Source organism: Sphingomonas sp. IC4-52 (assembly GCF_020707225.1).
Lineage (GTDB): Bacteria > Pseudomonadota > Alphaproteobacteria > Sphingomonadales > Sphingomonadaceae > Sphingomonas.
This window is the reverse complement of the sequence record NZ_JAJFEU010000002.1, coordinates 410,399-426,375: the sequence shown is the minus strand read 5'-3', so window position 1 is coordinate 426,375 and position 15,977 is coordinate 410,399. Positions and strand designations below refer to the sequence as shown.

13 protein-coding genes are annotated in these 15,977 nt (G+C 66.3%); 7 read left to right on the top strand and 6 right to left on the bottom strand.

All coding sequences use genetic code 11. The annotated features are described in order from the left end of the window. Window positions 1-70 precede the first annotated feature (70 nt). From LK535_RS08490 to LK535_RS08480, 3 genes are read right to left on the bottom strand one after another with little or no spacing between them, the layout of a single operon-like run. Window positions 71-4,183, bottom strand: coding sequence for a translocation/assembly module TamB domain-containing protein (locus tag LK535_RS08490; protein ID WP_227771456.1), 4,113 nt, complete (start codon window positions 4,181-4,183; stop codon window positions 71-73). Further along, on the bottom strand, window positions 4,183-6,120 hold the full coding sequence (locus LK535_RS08485; protein WP_415837112.1) for an autotransporter assembly complex protein TamA: 1,938 nt from the start codon (window positions 6,118-6,120) through the stop codon (window positions 4,183-4,185). Before LK535_RS08485 ends, LK535_RS08490 begins: the two co-directional genes overlap by 1 nt. Window positions 6,121-6,168: 48 nt before the next feature. Further along, window positions 6,169-6,378: a hypothetical protein gene (locus LK535_RS08480; RefSeq protein ID WP_227771455.1), complete on the bottom strand. Its 210-nt coding sequence runs from the start codon at window positions 6,376-6,378 to the stop codon at window positions 6,169-6,171. Window positions 6,379-6,500: 122 nt separating this feature from the next. On the opposite strand from LK535_RS08480, the gene LK535_RS08475 reads away from it, so the two are divergent. Next, window positions 6,501-6,674, top strand: a complete 174-nt coding sequence (locus tag LK535_RS08475; protein WP_227771454.1) for a hypothetical protein — start codon at window positions 6,501-6,503, stop codon at window positions 6,672-6,674. 9 nt (window positions 6,675-6,683) lie between these two features. On the opposite strand, the gene LK535_RS08470 is transcribed toward LK535_RS08475, so the two are convergent. Then, the gene (locus tag LK535_RS08470) at window positions 6,684-7,298 is read right to left on the bottom strand and encodes a helix-turn-helix transcriptional regulator (RefSeq protein ID WP_227771453.1); all 615 of its coding nucleotides are present in this window, start codon (window positions 7,296-7,298) and stop codon (window positions 6,684-6,686) included. Window positions 7,299-7,384: 86 nt separating this feature from the next. On the opposite strand from LK535_RS08470, the gene LK535_RS08465 reads away from it, so the two are divergent. Both LK535_RS08465 and LK535_RS08460 read left to right on the top strand, forming a co-directional pair. Next, window positions 7,385-7,558, top strand: coding sequence for a hypothetical protein (locus tag LK535_RS08465; protein ID WP_227771452.1), 174 nt, complete (start codon window positions 7,385-7,387; stop codon window positions 7,556-7,558). Continuing rightward, window positions 7,555-7,872: a hypothetical protein gene (locus tag LK535_RS08460; protein WP_227771451.1), complete on the top strand. Its 318-nt coding sequence runs from the start codon at window positions 7,555-7,557 to the stop codon at window positions 7,870-7,872. The genes LK535_RS08465 and LK535_RS08460 overlap by 4 nt, the downstream gene beginning before the upstream one ends. A 17-nt stretch (window positions 7,873-7,889) precedes the next feature. On the opposite strand, the gene LK535_RS08455 is transcribed toward LK535_RS08460, so the two are convergent. Beyond that, a complete protein-coding gene (locus LK535_RS08455) occupies window positions 7,890-8,816 on the bottom strand; it encodes a hypothetical protein (protein ID WP_227771450.1) in 927 nt (308 codons plus the stop codon). A gap of 3 nt (window positions 8,817-8,819) precedes the next feature. After that, a complete protein-coding gene (locus LK535_RS08450) occupies window positions 8,820-10,025 on the bottom strand; it encodes a TIGR04063 family PEP-CTERM/XrtA system glycosyltransferase (RefSeq protein ID WP_227771449.1) in 1,206 nt (401 codons plus the stop codon). A gap of 90 nt (window positions 10,026-10,115) precedes the next feature. Between LK535_RS08450 and LK535_RS08445 the strand changes: the two genes are divergently transcribed. The 4 genes from LK535_RS08445 (at window position 10,116) to LK535_RS08430 (ending at window position 15,912) form a co-directional block, all read left to right on the top strand. After that, window positions 10,116-10,256 carry a hypothetical protein gene (locus tag LK535_RS08445; protein ID WP_227771448.1) on the top strand — a complete coding sequence of 47 codons (141 nt, stop codon included), beginning with the start codon at window positions 10,116-10,118 and terminating at the stop codon, window positions 10,254-10,256. Continuing rightward, entirely contained in the window at window positions 10,249-11,598 is a 1,350-nt protein-coding gene (locus tag LK535_RS08440) for a putative O-glycosylation ligase, exosortase A system-associated (protein WP_227771447.1), read from the top strand. The genes LK535_RS08445 and LK535_RS08440 overlap by 8 nt, the downstream gene beginning before the upstream one ends. Window positions 11,599-11,964: 366 nt before the next feature. Beyond that, the gene (gene acnA, locus LK535_RS08435; protein ID WP_227771446.1) at window positions 11,965-14,649 is read left to right on the top strand and encodes an aconitate hydratase AcnA; all 2,685 of its coding nucleotides are present in this window, start codon (window positions 11,965-11,967) and stop codon (window positions 14,647-14,649) included. Window positions 14,650-14,754: 105 nt separating this feature from the next. After that, window positions 14,755-15,912: an isovaleryl-CoA dehydrogenase gene (locus LK535_RS08430; RefSeq protein WP_227771445.1), complete on the top strand. Its 1,158-nt coding sequence runs from the start codon at window positions 14,755-14,757 to the stop codon at window positions 15,910-15,912. Window positions 15,913-15,977 lie beyond the last annotated feature (65 nt).

Below are 15,977 nucleotides of genomic sequence, written 5' to 3'. Positions count from 1 at the left end.
CGAAGCAATGTGCGTGCAACGCCGGTGTTCCGTAGCGGCGTTGAAACCTGCCCTCGGTGGCCATCGCTGATCAATAATCTCGCGAAATTCGTAAGTTGGCGCTTTGGCGTCCCAAGGTCGAGATGCTCGACAGCAGGGACAACCACCTCGTGACCTGGAATTCCACCCTGGTTGCTGAATAACCCTGCCCGTCCGTCACGATCTCGGCATAGAGACGGCGCGACACATATTTGCCGGCCGCTACCGACGTGCCCTGGCCGGTCTGCGGATCGGCCGGGAGGATACGCAGACGGTCGAGCCCCGCGGCGCGGCGCACCGCATTGATCGGGTTCAACCCGCCGGAACCATCCTGCAATGCCGCGACAGCCGCAGCAAGCTGCAGCGCTTCGGGAGCGGACAGATTGGTGATGGAGGTCCCGAACAACAATCGGGACAGCAGTTCGTCCTGCGGAAGTGCCGGCGTGCTGGCAAAGGTGATTTCCGGCTTCAACGCCACCCCGCTGACGCGGATCGACGCCTTCAGCCCGGTGCTGTCGGCATTGGCCTCGATGTCGAGCGCCGGATTGGCCGGCACCTCACCCGCGAATCGAATGACTCCGCGTTCCAGCTCGAACTCGCGACCGGCGAACTCATAATCGCCCCTGATCAGGTCAGCACGACCATTGATGGCGGGATTGTCCGGCGTGCCGCCAATGGTGACGTCTGCCGACCACTCGCTGGTCAGGCCAAGGCCGGTGACGAGAAGCTGCTCCGCGGCCCGGGCCTTTATGTCCAGCTGCCAGGGCGCACGACGCGCTGCCATGTCGTCCGTGCCGTCGGGTTGGTTGATCTCGCGCACCGTGATTTGCGGGACTGCGCTCGCCGCCGTTGCCTGGCCCAGCCGGTAGCGACTGCGGTTGAGCCGCACCGTCCCAGATATCGTTCCGCCCTGCCCGTTCGATTGGAAGCGCAGCGGCCCCGTTACCGTCGCCGCAATGTCATCGCGGTTGATCATCACTGCCCGCTCGGCATTCAGGTTGAGATCGAGTCCGATCCCGCCGCGTGCCGCAAAGTCGAACCAACCGGCGCCCGATACCTTACCTTCGCGCCCTGCCGACGCGGTGAACCGGTCAACAGCGAGGCGCGAACCAGCGAAGCGCCCGTCCGCTTCGACATTCCTGAGAACCGTGCCGGTGGTTGCACTTTCGATCCGCGCCCCGATTGCCTTCACCGATCCGCGAATCACCGGATCGAGCAGGGTGCCCCGAACGTCCGCGGCAAGCGCTACGGGTCCCGAGAGCTCGAACAACTCGACCCGGCTCAGCCGCCAGAGGGTATCCGCCGGCCCGCTGTAGCGCAGTTGCGCAAACAGCTGCGCACGGCTCAACCGAGTGACCCAATCCCCTTCCCCAAAGCGGAGCAACGCTTGAGCCCGGCCGATCGTCTTGCCACCAGCCGCGGCGACAGCGCGCAACCCCGCGCGATCTGCCGTCAGCACGCCGGCCACACCCATGTCGATGGGGTCGGAGGACGCGAGAAGGCCGGATCGCGTGAGGCCGCGCACCGTCATGTCGATGCGTCCCGTCGGCGCGCCGCCCCTGTTGCTTGCATAACTGAGCTTGCCGGATGCGCTTCCGCCAAGACCAAGGCCGGGATAGCCGATGTCGAGGACCGCCAACGGCATCTTCGCCAGCGTCGCCTCGATCGCATTTCCATCGGGAGCGAACCGGCCGGATACGCTCCCCTCGCCGCCCGCGAAGGTCAGTCGCGTGGGGGCGAGCCGCCAGCCGTCGCCGTCCCGCGTCAGCAGAGCCGGGCTCTCCAGCCGCAACGGCCGGCGGTCAACCGTTCCTTGCGCGATGATGCTGTAGCGATCGGGAGCAACATCGATCACGCTCTGAATGTCGAAAGCGCGCCCCCTTGATCCTGCTGCCGCGGCACGGATCTGCCCGGCGCCGTCATGCAGCTTTGCGTTGGCTGCCACTCGGGCAATGCTCAGCGCGCCTCGGCGAAGACCCGTGCCATTGAACGTCGCCTCAAGGTCGGTGCCGGCGGCATCAAGCATCGCCACCAGTTCAAGCCGTCCCTGTCGCACAGTCGCCTCACCCGCCAGGCGGGCGGCGCGCAGGGCCAGGTGCGCTTGGATCCGCTGCGCCGTACCCGCTGGCCGCAACAAAACCTCGCCGTCGATGCCGCCCCCAGCCACCGCCAGTCGGCCGTCGAACCCATCATCCGTGATGTCGATCGCGCCCGTCGCCCGCGTGCCGCTGACAGCAAGGCTGCGCACCGCGATCTGGGCATCCGCGCCGTGCGGGAGAAGGATGTCGCCCTCCCCTTCGAACGGACCGAGCCGTGAACCGCCGACAGCCGTGAAAACAAAACCGCGCGGGTTCGGGTCCAGCCGGAGGCGCACGTCGCGCAGCCCGAGCGCTTCATTCGGCCGCTGGAAGACGAGGTCCAGCTTTGGCCGGTCGATCTTTCCATCGAGGCGCAGGGTTACCGGACCGTAGGTTGACTGGCGTCCCGCTCCGGCAAACACAAAGGTGCCGTCCCGGCGGCGATAGCCATCGCCCGTCAGCCGTATCGACGGGCCGGTCAGCACAAGATTGCGGAAGTGAAGGATCCCGTCGGGCGTGCGCTCCAGTGCCGTCGCGATCCGCGGCAACCCGCCCGCAAGACTGCGGAAAAATCCATTGTCCAGGCGCACCATCTGCGCGGTCCCGGTGCCGATTACCCTGGTGCCACGCCCGCCCGGCCCAGGCACGACTCTTAGCTGTGAACTGACATCGACCACGCCGAGGCCGGGGATCAGGTAGCGCCCCAATGCTCCGTTCAACCCGACCTGATATTCGCCATTGCGTAAGTCCAGCACCAGGCTGATCCGCCCCGACAGCTTGTCCGAGCGAAGGCGAAGGTCATCGCCGGTCACCATCGTGGAGGTAACGCGAAGCACGCCATCCACCGACAGGTTGCGCAGGATGCCACCGGCCACGTCGCCCACCCCGGTCACACGTTGGGCGGTAAAGCGGGCGGGTAGCAGGACTGGCGATTTGGACAGCCGGCCCTTGCCTGCCACCCGCGCCCCTTCGAACCCCGTGTCGTCAAAAGCGAAGCGCGGGGCGGTGATGCGATAGTCGAACGCCGCCGTCGCAAACGGTCCATCCAGCACGGCGCGAAGCTCCACGTCGCGTCCGGTCATGTTGGGGAACAGTGCGGCGGGCCGCAGCAGCCGCGCCCGCAGGCGAAGGTTGCGCCAAGCATTGGACGCTAGATCCGCCGTGCCGCTCGCCTCCACCGCCAGCGCGGAGGAGCGGAGGGAGAGCGTTCCGTCCAGGCGTCGATTGGCAAACGTCGCTGCACCGTTCGCCAGCACGCGTGGGCTGGTTAATCGCTGCACCTTCCCCTTGGTCAGGCTTGCGGGGGCGAGGCTGCCGGACAGGGTATAGGCGCCGGCGCGGTTGTTCAGTTCAAGATCGATAACGCGCACGCCGCCTGCCTCGGCAACGGCGCGCCCGTGCCAGGCCGCCCAACGACCCTCGCCGTTCACGTCGGCAACCAGGGATCGACGGATGCCGGTCAGCCGGGCAAGCACACCGTTCGCGGCGCCGCGGGCGCGCATGTCGATGTCGAAGCGATTGCGATCTGGCGCGGCGTCAATCGCCAGCCGCAGTTCGTCGCTACCCTCCACCACCGCATCGATCGCGACCAAGGCACGACCGTCGCGAATGTTGGCCCGCCCCGTCAGCCGACCGTTGCGCAGCACGCCGGTTACCGCCGGCGCGACAACCAGCCGCTCCACGGCCAGCCGACCAATGATGATGTCAAAATCCGGCAGAATGGGTGCAGCGCGCCCGGTCGGGCGGGTGCGCGGCAATCTGGCCAGCATGGCCACCGGAACGCGCAGCGACCGGATGTCGAGCCGGTTAGAAAGCCAGGCAAAGGGGCGCCAGTCCAGCTCTGCCCGCGGCGCAGCGAACACCAGCCCCTCGGGATCGTGCACCCGCACATCACGCAGCACCGCGGCCCCGTACAGCGAACCGTCGATGCGCCCCACCGTGAAGCGCAGGCCATTTTCGGGGCGAGCGGAATTGATCCGCTGCGCAACCCAGCGATGGCCGACATCGGTGTCGATGATCCACAAAGTGGCGGCCAGGACTGCGACCAGCGCCGCCACCGCTGCGGCGGCCCACCGCCACCACCGCATCAGAACGCCTGCCCCAGCGAGACATAGACGGCCAGACGCGAATCGCCTCGCTGGGGGTTCAGCGGTGTGCCCACGTCGACCCGGATCGGGCCGAAGTTGCTGTAATAGCGCACGCCAACGCCCGCGCCGTAGCGCAGCCCGGAAAAGTTCGGAAATCCAGCGGTGTAGATGTTGCCGGCGTCAAAGAACGGCACGACCCCGAAATTGCCGAACGCCTTGATGCGGCCCTCGACGGCGAACTCCGCCAGGCTCCGCCCGCCGATCGGATCATTGTTCGGATCGCGGGGTCCGATTGACTGGTAACCATAGCCGCGAACCGAGGCACCGCCTCCAGCGTAGAAGCGGCGCGATGGCGCGATGGCATCGCGGGGCGCCCCCAGGATCGTCCCGATCCGGAGGCGACCGGCAAGCACCACGCCATCGGCGATCGGCGTATAAGCGCTGGCATCCAGTTGCGTGCGGGCATAGCCGAAGGCTGCGCCCTGAAGCGAAAACTCCGGGCTGAACCGCCCGCCCAGGCGGAAGCCTCGTGATGGGTTCAGCAGGTCGTCGGAGCCATCATAAGTCAGGCTGGTGGGAACCGCGGCGATGAAGAACGTCCGCCGCCGCGGCTCGCCAGTGGAAACGATAACGTCCCGCTCGTCTGTGGCGACGAGTTCCGCGCCAAGAGACCAGGTCCACGTCTTCTGGAAGAAGATGTTGGTCTGCCGTTCCAAACTACCGGAAAGCGAGAAGGTGTTTGCTTCGTAGGCATCGCGGTTGGTGTGCGCGGCGGCGATCTGCGCGGTCAACACGCGGTCTCGTGCATGGAAGTTGTTGCGGCGGAATGTCACCGCGCCCAGCTGTTCCTGAGTGCCGAGCACCGTGCGGATCGTGAGCGCTCCTTCCGGCGGGAACAGGTTGCGGTGGGTCCAGCTCGCCTCCACGCGTGCGCCCTCGCCCGTGCCATAACCGAGTTCGCCGGCAATGGTGCGCGGTGGCGCGGGCTCCAGCCGGACGTCGATGTCCACGGTTTCCGGCGTGGCGCCGGGTACCGGCTTCACCTCGGCGACGGACACCAGCCCGGTCTGCACCAGCGCGCGGCGCAGATCGGCAAGCGCCGGCTCATAATAGGGCCGCCCGGGCGAAAACCGGGCGATCTCCTGCACATGATCCGCCCCGAATACCCGATTGTTCGGGTTGGTGCGAATCCGACCGAAGACGCGCGGTGTGCCCGGATCGACATTCACATCGAGCGTCGCAGTCCGCGCCTCGCGGTCGATCGTCACAACCGGGTCGCCGATAGTGGCAAAGGGGAAACCCTGTTCGCCGACCTCCACGCGCAGCTGCGTCTCGCCGGCTGCGATCTTGTCGGCGTTCACCGGATCCTGTGCCTTCACGCCAAAGGCATCGCGCAGCGCCGCGGCCTTGTCCCCTGCCGCTTCGACGCCGGCGATGGTCACGTCCTTCAGGCGGTAGATCGCGCCGGTACTGGCGCTGAGAACCACCATCGGCCGCCCCTCGACCGTTTCGAGGCGCGGCTCGACCTCGGCATCATAATAGCCCTCGGCCCGCAGGAGCGTGACCAGCAGCGCGGCATCCTCGCGCGCGCGTCGATCGATCTGCGCCGCGTTGGCCGGCTCGGCATCATTCTGGTCCAGCACCGAAAGCGCCGCAAACCGCTCACGCAGCAGGGGTGTGCCGGCCGTGTCCAGCCCCTCGATACGCCAGCCATAGCGCGTCTCCCCGAGCGTTGCGGCGCGCGCCTGTTCGGTGCCCGATGGCTCGGGTGTTAGTTCTGGCCAGGCAACGCCGATGTCGGGCATGTCGGCAAGCGGCGCGGTGGGATCCAGCGCCGGTTCCGCATCGGGCATGACGGTTTGTTGCGCCGCAACGGGCTGCGCGGCGAGGAACGCGATCAGACCTGCCGCGCCGATCGGCCCGCCCCGCCCGTACATTCCAGCCGCCCTAAGCCCTTGCACGGCCAGCGGCAATGCCGCTTGCCCTCAATGCACCGTGCCGACGGGCTTATCCGTCTCAAGCAGCCGCACCAGCCGCTCCACCTGCCGCCAGCGGCAGAAGTGGACGACATTGCCGACCGATCGGCTGCGCTCTGCGCGGAGGGCGGCTTCGTCCGCGGCATAGGCGCCAAACGAGCGCATCAATGAAGACGCATCGGCCACCATATGGCGGTCAGCGAGGTAGAAATGGGGCAAGAACGGCCTGCGATGTCGTTGTCGCGGCCTCACTAGAACGGAACAACCATCACCCGGTGAACGGCAAGGGTTAACGCGGCAACAGTAGCGCTTTGGCGTGAGCCGTGCCAAAGGCCCGCCGCATGTCCGATCCCGATCAGCGCTCCAAATCCGCGGGCGGTTTCCTGCTCGCCATGTCGTTGATGGTTGGCACCATCGTCGGGCTGCTGCTTGGGCAGCCCTCGATCGGCTTGCTGGCCGGCCTTGCCGTCGGGTCAGGCACCGCCGTCTTCCTGTGGCTGAAGGGCCGGGACTGAGCGCAGCGCTCAGGGTTGGCGCAGCAGCAGCTTCACCCGCCCGATCACAGCCGCTTCCCCCGCCTCGCAGCGAATCGGCGTGTAATCGGCATTATCGCTGAGCAGGACCAGTGCGGCGCCTTCCCGCCTGACGCGCTTCACCAGCAATTCGTCCTCGCGACGCACGACGAAGATCCCGGTACTCACCAGCCTGGTATCCGCGCGGTCCACCAACAGCCGGTCGCCCGCGAGGATGGTCGGCTGCATCGAATCGCCGACAACGTCGATCAAGGAAACGTGACCGGCCGCCACACCGGCGTGGCGCAGCATCTGCGCGGTAAACTCCTCCTGGCGAATCGAACGCTCATCGCCGACGGCAACGCCGCGGCCAGCCGATGCTGCCACCGATAGATAGGGCACGGCATAGGTCGCCTCGCGCGGCTCCCCGCCGAGCAATGCTTCATCAACGCCAAGGAAACTGGCGAGCATCCGGCGATCGCGTTCGGCCAAGCGGCGGGGCGTACCGCGCCGGACGAATTGCTGAAGATAGGCCAGGTTCCGCCCGATCAGCCTCGACAGCTCCGACAGGCTGACGCCTTGCGCCGCCGCCAGTCGCTCAAGCGTGTCGCCCACCGTGTCCGCCATGGCGTAAGCATAGTCTAGGATTTTTCCTAGACAAGTTGGAAAAGCTGCGAGAACAAACAGCGAACAAAGAGACTCGGGAGCTTGCCATGTCGCTGTTGATCAGGATCGATCGCTACCTTCGACAAACCGGGATACCGCCCTCGACGTTCGGGCGGCGCGCAGTGAACGATCCGCGCCTTGTGCGCGATCTGCGTGCCGGACGGACGCCGGGGGCGCGGGTCTGCGCGCGCGTGGAAGCCATGTTGCGGGAGAGCGAATGATGCGCGGTCCCGGCGCGACATTGTTGCTCGCGCGCGCTCTCGCGGCATCAGCGGCGCGCGACGGCCTTGACCTGGCCGTGGAAGAGCAAGGATCAACGCCCTGGCACAGCGCGACGTTCAGCGGCCATCGTCATGCGCTGATCGTAACAGCAACGCCGGCAGGCGCGGCCGCCAGCGCCTGGCTGGAAACAATCGGCAGCCTGGAGGTGCGGCTACCGGGCGAATTGCTCGCCGACTTGAGCGTGGTACAGGAAAACGAACGTGGCGGTCTTTGCCAGGCACGCATCGAGGCGTTGACCGTTGAGCGCGCCTGACCGGCGACACTCGCGGATCAGCGCCGCGCCATGCGCCGCAGCATCAACAAGGTATCGCTGAGGCTTTCCGGTGGCGCCGGCGGTGCGGGCGGTGGTGGCGGTTCCGGCGCCTTGCGCTGGCGAGCCCCGCGCTCTAGCCGGTCGAGGAGGCTCGCCAGAGAATCGCCATCCCCCGCCGAAGCAGTCGAAGTTGCGACAGTCGGTTCCGCCTCCTCCTCGGGCGCATCCGCCATCAGGCCTGGCATATCCCGGCGCGGTGTTTCCATGGCAGCAACGTCGTTATGGCCGGCGCCGGCATCAAGCCCGGTTTGCATCGCTGGCGGAACAAGCGGCGGTGCGACCTTCTCCACGGGCGGCTCGGGCGTGATCGGCGGCGGGGGCGCCAGCGGTGCGACGGCGCGCACGGGATCCCGCGGCACGTCGGGAATGGCAACCGGGTCAAATGCGGCAAGCGGCTGGTCGAGGTTGCGGGGAAGCGTCTGCTCCCCCGTGCGGGCGCGCGCCAGAGCGCGAGCCGCCGCGGGCGTAACCGTCGCCATCGGTAGCGGCGGGCCCAGATCCTCCTCCGCACGAATCGGCAGTCGCGGTGCGGCATCCGGATGGGCATCCGCCCGCCGGATCGTCGGCACCCGAAGCGCCGCGTCGGGGCTGGCAAGCGCCGGCTTGCGCTGCACCCCGATCAGGTAGCCGTGCCGCCGTAGCGCAACTGCCGCCAGGGCAACGAACGCGATCAGCACAAGGATCGCCAGCATGGTGCGCCCGGTCACGCCAACCGGCGGCGTTGCCGCCGGGAGAACATAGGGAAGCCCGAGCCGCCACATCAGCACATCTAGCGTCGCCTGCGGCATAGCGGCGACCAGAGCAGCTACGACCACGCCGACGACAAGCGTGATGCACGGCCAGATCAGCCGCTTCATTTCCATTCCGCGTTGTTCAGCGCCCATGCCTCACCCTTTTCCGGCGGCAGCCATCAGCCGCCGGTACACGGGTTCGTACCGGGAAATATTTGAGGACCAGTTACGTTCGCGCTCCACAAAGGCCCGGGCGCGGATGCGTCGTTCATCCCATCCGCCGCGATTGCCCAGCAATGTCGCCAGCGAGGCTGCTATCGCCGACGGATCATCGGCGGCGAACAGCGTGCCGGTCTCTCCGTCGCGGATCAGCTCGCGATGGCCGCCGACATCGGACGCGGCTACCAGTCGCCCCTGCGCCATCGCTTCCAGCGGCTTTAGCGGCGTGACGAGATCGGTGAGCCGCATCTTCTTGCGGGGATAAGCGAGAACGTCGACCAGGCTGTAATAGCGTTCGACCTCCTGATGCGGCACGCGCCCGACGAAGCGAATGCGATCGGCCACTGGAGACGCGGCTGCCTGATGGCGCAGTGCTTCCGCCATCGGCCCGCCGCCGACCAGCAGCAATTGCGCCTGTTCCCGCCGGGCCACGAGCGCCGGCATGGCCGCGATCAGATCATCGAGCCCTTCGTAGTCATAGAAGCTGCCGATGAAGCCGATCACCTCGCCGCCCAGGCCCAGCGACTCGGCCAGCGCCGAATCGCGCGGCGGCGGATCCCCGAACAGCGCCATGTCGACGCCGTTGGGCGAAACCATGATCCGTTCCTCCTCGACGCCGCGGGCGAGCAGGTCGCTCTTCAATCCCTCGCAGATCACCGCCACCGCATCGGCGCGCTTGACCGCCCAGCTCTCCAGCGCGCGCGTCGCGCGATAGCGCAGCGAACCTTCCGTGCCGGTGCCGTTACCGACCGCTGCATCCTCCCAGAAGGCGCGGATTTCATAGACGAGCGGCACGCCGAGCCGCCGTGCCGCCGGCATGGCTGCGAGCGCGCCCAGCACGGGCGAATGGGCATGAATGATGTCCGGGCGAAAATCCTGCGCCACTGCGGTGATGCGGCGGCCGAACGCGGCCACTTCCGCCAATTCACCAAGCGGCGCCGGCAAGCGCGGCGACGGCGGCGTGCGGAGAAAGGTGATCCCGTCCACTATTTCGCTGGCGGGTGCCTCGTGATGATGCCTGGGGCCGGTTACCGCCGCCACATCCCATCCACGCGCGATCTGCGCCTTCACGATTGCCCGCGTGCGGAACGTATAGCCGCTCTGCAAAGGCAGGCCGTGATCGAGTACGTGGAGGATGCGCATGACGGCTTGCTGCCATCACGGCGCTTAACGGCACGTCAACTGCCGGTGCTTAGGCGTGGCGCTGCTTTCGGGAGCTTCGAACCCAAATCTATGATCGACAATCTGGCACTCGGGATCAGCCATGGGCTGCTGCTCCTTGCGGCATGGCTGCTGCTGCGCCGCGACGATCTCGATTCGGAAGCCCCTGCTGCGGAGAAGCCTGGCCGGCCGGGGCGTCGCCCCCGTGCGTGATCTCGCCTTTATCGGCTTTCTGGTGGCACTTTTCGGCCTCGGCTTTCGCCGGCCGTTCATCTTCGTGCTTGCCTATATCTACATCGACATCGTCTCACCGCAGCGGATCACTTATTATCTGCTGAACAGCGTGCCGATCTCGGCGATCGCGGCGGGCCTTGCCGTGCTGAGCTGGCTGGTGGTGGACGACAAGAAGGACGCCCGCTTTGCCCCGCGTCAGGCGTTGATCCTCCTCCTGCTGCTGTATTGCGGCATCACTACCCGCACCGCCGACTTCCCGATCGAGGCAGCCGGCAAATGGGAATGGGTGTGGAAGAACCTGGCCTTTGCCGCATTCCTTCCGCTGACCCTTCGCACGAAGCTGCGCATCGAGGCGCTGCTCCTGTTCGTGGTGCTCTCGGCCAGTTCGATCATCATCGTCGGCGGCATCAAGACGCTGGCCTCGGGCGGCGGCTATGGTGAGCTGAACCTGATGGTCGCAAACAATTCAGGCCTTTACGAAGGCTCGATCATTTCGGCCGTGTCGATCTCGCTCATCCCGATCATCCTCTGGTTTGCGCGTCATGGCACCATCTATCCGCCCGGACGGCTCGTCTGGCTGTTCTGCGCCGCGCTCACTTTTGCCTGCCTGCTCATCCCGGTCGGCACCTCCGCCCGCACCGGCCTGCTGTGCATCGGCCTGCTCGCACTGCTGATGCTGCGCGAGGTGAAGCGCAAGATGCTCTACCTCGCAGCACTCGGCCTTGCCGGCACCATCGCCATTCCGTTCCTGCCAAGCGCCTTCAGCGAGCGGATGGGGACCATCAAGACCTATCAGGCCGACGAATCCGCCTCCACCCGGATCGCCGTGTGGAAGTGGACGTGGGACTATGTGAAGGATCACCCGTTCGGCGGCGGCTTTGAGGCCTATCTGCAGAACCGCATCCGCTACGACACCGTTCACGTCGCTGGCGAAGGGCCGAACCGGACGATTCAGCGCAACCTCACCGTGGACAAGAGCCGCGCCTATCATTCGAGCTATTTCGAGGTGCTGGGTGAGCAGGGCTATTTCGGGCTGGCGATCTGGCTGCTTGTCAACGCCATCGGCATCGTCCGCATGGAAGTGCTTCGCCGTCGCTACCGGGAGGGTGAATTTGCCTGGGCCGGCAGCCTTGCCGGGGCACTCCAGCACGCACACCTCATCTATCTGCTGGGCGGCGCGTTCGTTGGCATCGCTTTCCAGTCTTTCCTGTACATGGTGATCGGCGCACAGATCGGTCTGGATACCTATCTGTCGCGCCGCCGCGCGGAAACCGCCTGGCGCCCGATGGGCCGAGGGCGACCAGCACCCGCCGCCGCTTGAGGCGGCATCTCGCCCGGCGGTGAACGGGAGCCATGACCGCGCCCCCGCCAGGTGATTGCGTTTGCAGGGAAGTTATCCTTCACACGATCGGGCATCTTGAACGCTGGGGTGGGTGCGGGCGCATCGATCGGCGGCGTGATCTCGCCGCCGCGCCAGCCCCCTTCTTGCGAACGGATCGCGAAAAGCGGGTTCGTCAAGCCTTTTCGTCGAACAGCGCTTCTTGGCACCTTCCCCCACCCGCCTGCCGCTGCTATCGCCGCCCGCGACGCTTCACATCGCCCGTCCGGGCGCGCCCGCGCGTGGGTTCACCACCCCCGCTTCCCCGCCGCGCCCAAGCCGGGCCGAACCTATGGGGAAAGGACCCGCATGACCGCCATCGGCCAGGATACGTTGAAGGCCCGCCGCACGCTCCAGGCGGGCGGCAAGAGCTACGATTATTATTCGCTCGACGTCGCGGCGGAGAAGTTCGGCGACATCTCGCGGCTGCCCTTCTCCATGAAAGTGCTGCTGGAGAATATGCTGCGCTTCGAGGACGGTAAGACCGTCACGCCCGAAGACGTGCAGGCTGTCGTCGACTGGCAGAAGGAGCGCCGCTCCGACCGCGAGATTCAGTATCGCCCCGCGCGCGTGCTGATGCAGGATTTCACCGGCGTTCCCTGCGTGGTCGACCTCGCCGCGATGCGCGACGCCATCACCAAGCTTGGCGGCAACGCGGCAAAGATCAATCCGCAGGTTCCCGTTCACCTCGTCATCGACCACTCGGTCATGGTCGACGAATTCGGCACGCCCAAGGCGTTCGAAGAGAATGTGGATCTCGAATATCAGCGCAATTCGGAACGCTATGAGTTCCTGAAGTGGGGCTCCAAGGCGCTCGACAACTTCAAGGTCGTGCCCCCGGGCACCGGCATCTGCCACCAGGTGAACCTGGAATATGTCGCGCAGGCGGTGTGGACCTCCAATGAAACCGGCGAGAATGCGACCTCGGGCGCGGCGATCGCTTACCCCGACACCTGCGTCGGCACAGACAGCCACACCACCATGGTGAACGGCCTGGGCGTGCTGGGCTGGGGCGTCGGCGGCATCGAGGCGGAGGCAGCGATGCTCGGCCAGCCGGTGTCGATGCTGATCCCGGAAGTCGTCGGCTTCAAGCTGACCGGCCAGCTGCGTGAAGGCATTACCGCCACCGACCTGGTGCTGACCGTCACCCAGATGCTGCGCGCGAAGGGCGTCGTCGGCCGCTTCGTCGAATTCTACGGCCCGGGCCTCGACCAGATGACACTGGCCGACCGTGCGACCATCGCCAACATGGCGCCGGAATATGGCGCAACCTGCGGCTTCTTCCCGATCGACAGCAAGACGATCGATTACATGAAGCTGACCGCCCGCCCGGCCGAAACGATCGCACTGGTCGAAGCCTATGCCAAGGCGAACGGCTTCTGGCGCGACGCCAACACGCCGGATCCGGTGTTCACCGACACGCTGGAGCTCGACATGAGCACCGTCGTGCCGTCGCTCGCCGGGCCGAAGCGTCCGCAGGACAAGGTGGCGCTCGACCGCGTGGACGAGGTGTTCAACGGCGATCTCGTCAAGGTCTATGACAAGGCCGAGCCGAAGCGCGTCGAAGTGGCCGAGCGTGGCCATGACATCGGCGACGGCGACGTCGTGATCGCGGCGATCACCAGCTGCACCAACACGTCGAACCCGTCGGTGCTGGTCGCCGCCGGCCTCGTCGCCCGCAAGGCACGCGCGCTGGGCCTGAAGCCCAAGCCCTGGGTCAAGACCTCGCTGTCGCCGGGCTCGCAGGTCGTCACCGACTATCTCGAAAAAGCCGGCCTGCAGGACGATTTCGACGCCATGGGGTTCAACCTCACCGGCTATGGCTGCATGACCTGCATCGGCAATTCGGGCCCGTTGCCCGGCCCGATCAGCAGCGCGATCAACGAGAATGACCTCGTCGTCGCGTCGGTCCTGTCGGGCAACCGCAACTTCGAAGGCCGCGTGTCGCCGGATGCGCGCGCGAACTTCCTCGCCTCGCCGCCGCTGGTCGTCGCTTATGCGCTGAAGGGCAGCGTCACCACCGACATGAACCAGACCCCGATCGGCGAGGGAACGAACGGCCCGGTGTACCTCAAGGACATCTGGCCTTCGAACCAGGAAGTGTCGGAGCTGATGACCGCGAACATCGACGCGGGCATGTTCCAGAGCCGCTACGGCAACGTCTATGAGGGCGACGCCAAGTGGCGCGGCATCGAGGTGACCGGTTCGGACACCTACAGCTGGCCGGCCGCGTCGACCTACATCGCCAACCCGCCGTACTTCGAGGGCATGGAGATGACCCCGGCGCCGGTGACCGACATCATCGAGGCGAAGCCGCTGGCGATCCTGGGCGATTCGATCACCACCGACCACATCTCGCCGGCCGGCTCGATCAAGGCCGACAGCCCGGCAGGCCAGTGGCTGATGGAGCGCCAGGTGTCGAAGGCGGACTTCAACAGCTATGGTTCGCGCCGCGGCAACGACCAGGTCATGGTCCGTGGCACCTTCGCCAACATCCGTATCAAGAACGAGATGGTGCCGGGTATCGAAGGCGGCATGAGCCGTTATGGCGAAGAAGTGATGCCGATCTACGACGTCGCGATGCGCCACAAGGCGGATGGCACGCCGATGGTCGTCGTTGCCGGCAAGGAATATGGCACCGGCTCCTCGCGTGACTGGGCAGCGAAGGGCACCAACCTGCTCGGCGTGCGCGCAGTGATCGCGGAGAGCTTCGAGCGTATCCACCGTTCGAACCTGGTCGGCATGGGTGTCCTGCCGCTCCAGTTCGCGGAAGGGGTGACTCGCGAGACGCTGAAGCTGACCGGGGACGAGACGTTCACCATCCAGAACGTCGCCGGCCTGCGCCCGCGTCAGACGGTGACCGTCACGCTCGCTCGCAAGGATGGCACCACCGAAAAGTTCGAGACTCTTTGCCGGATCGATACCGTCAACGAGCTGGAATATTTCCTCAACGGCGGCATCCTGCAGTACGTGCTGCGCAACCTGGCTGCCTGATCGGCCGTATCCGTCCGCCGGCTCCTGTACGAAGGGGCGGCGGACGGGAATTGTTGCTTTCGTTACCTCTTTCCCCCGCTTATGTCGGGGGCAAGAGGAGTTTCGATGCAGTCCACTCTCGATTTTGCGCTTGGTGAAACCGCGGGAATGATCCGCGACACCACCCGGCGCTTCGCCGACGAAAAGATCGCCCCGCTCGCCGCGAAGATCGACGCGGACGACTGGTTTCCCCGCGACGAACTATGGCCCGCGATGGGCGAACTCGGCCTCCACGGCATCACCGTCGAGGAAGAATACGGCGGCCTCGGCCTCGGCTATCTCGAACATGTCATCGCCTGCGAGGAAGTGAGCCGCGCCTCGGCGTCGATCGGCCTCAGCTACGGCGCGCACTCCAACTTGTGCGTCAACCAGATCCGCCGCTGGGCCTCCCCGGAGCAGAAGGCGAAATACCTCCCCAAGCTGATCAGCGGCGAGCATGTCGGCAGCCTCGCCATGTCGGAGGCGGGCGCGGGCAGCGACGTCGTCTCGATGAAGCTGAAGGCGGAGAAGACCGACGCCGGCTATGTCCTGAACGGCACCAAGTTCTGGATCACCAACGCGGCTTATGCGGACACGCTCGTGGTCTACGCCAAGACCGGTGAAGGCAGCCGCGGCATCACGACCTTCCTCATCGAGCGGGACATGCCCGGCTTTTCGATCGGTCAGAAGATCGACAAGATGGGCATGCGCGGCTCCCCAACCGCGGAGCTCGTCTTCGACAATTGCGAAGTGCCGGACGAAAACGTCATGGGCCCGCTCAACGGCGGCGTCGGCGTGCTGATGAGCGGCCTCGATTACGAGCGCACCGTGCTCGCGGGAATCCAGCTCGGCGTGATGCAGGCGTGCCTCGACGTCGTCCTCCCCTACATCCGCGAGCGCAAGCAGTTCGGCCAGCCGATCGGCGCCTTCCAGCTGATGCAGGCCAAGGTCGCCGACATGTATGTCGCGCTGAATTCGGCCCGGGCATACGTCTATGCCGTTGCCCGCGCCTGCGACAGCGGCCAGACGACCCGCTTCGACGCCGCCGGCGCAATCCTGCTCGCCAGCGAAAACGCATTCAAGGTCGCCGGCGAAGCGGTGCAGGCGCTGGGCGGCGCGGGCTACACCAAGGACTGGCCGGTCGAACGCTTCCTGCGCGACGCCAAGCTCCTCGACATCGGCGCCGGCACCAACGAAATCCGCCGCATGCTGATCGGCCGCGAACTGATCGGAGCGGTGGCGTGATGCACGCAAACGGCCGTCGCCCTGAACTCGTTTCAGGGTCCATCTCGCCACAAGCGGCCACGCCC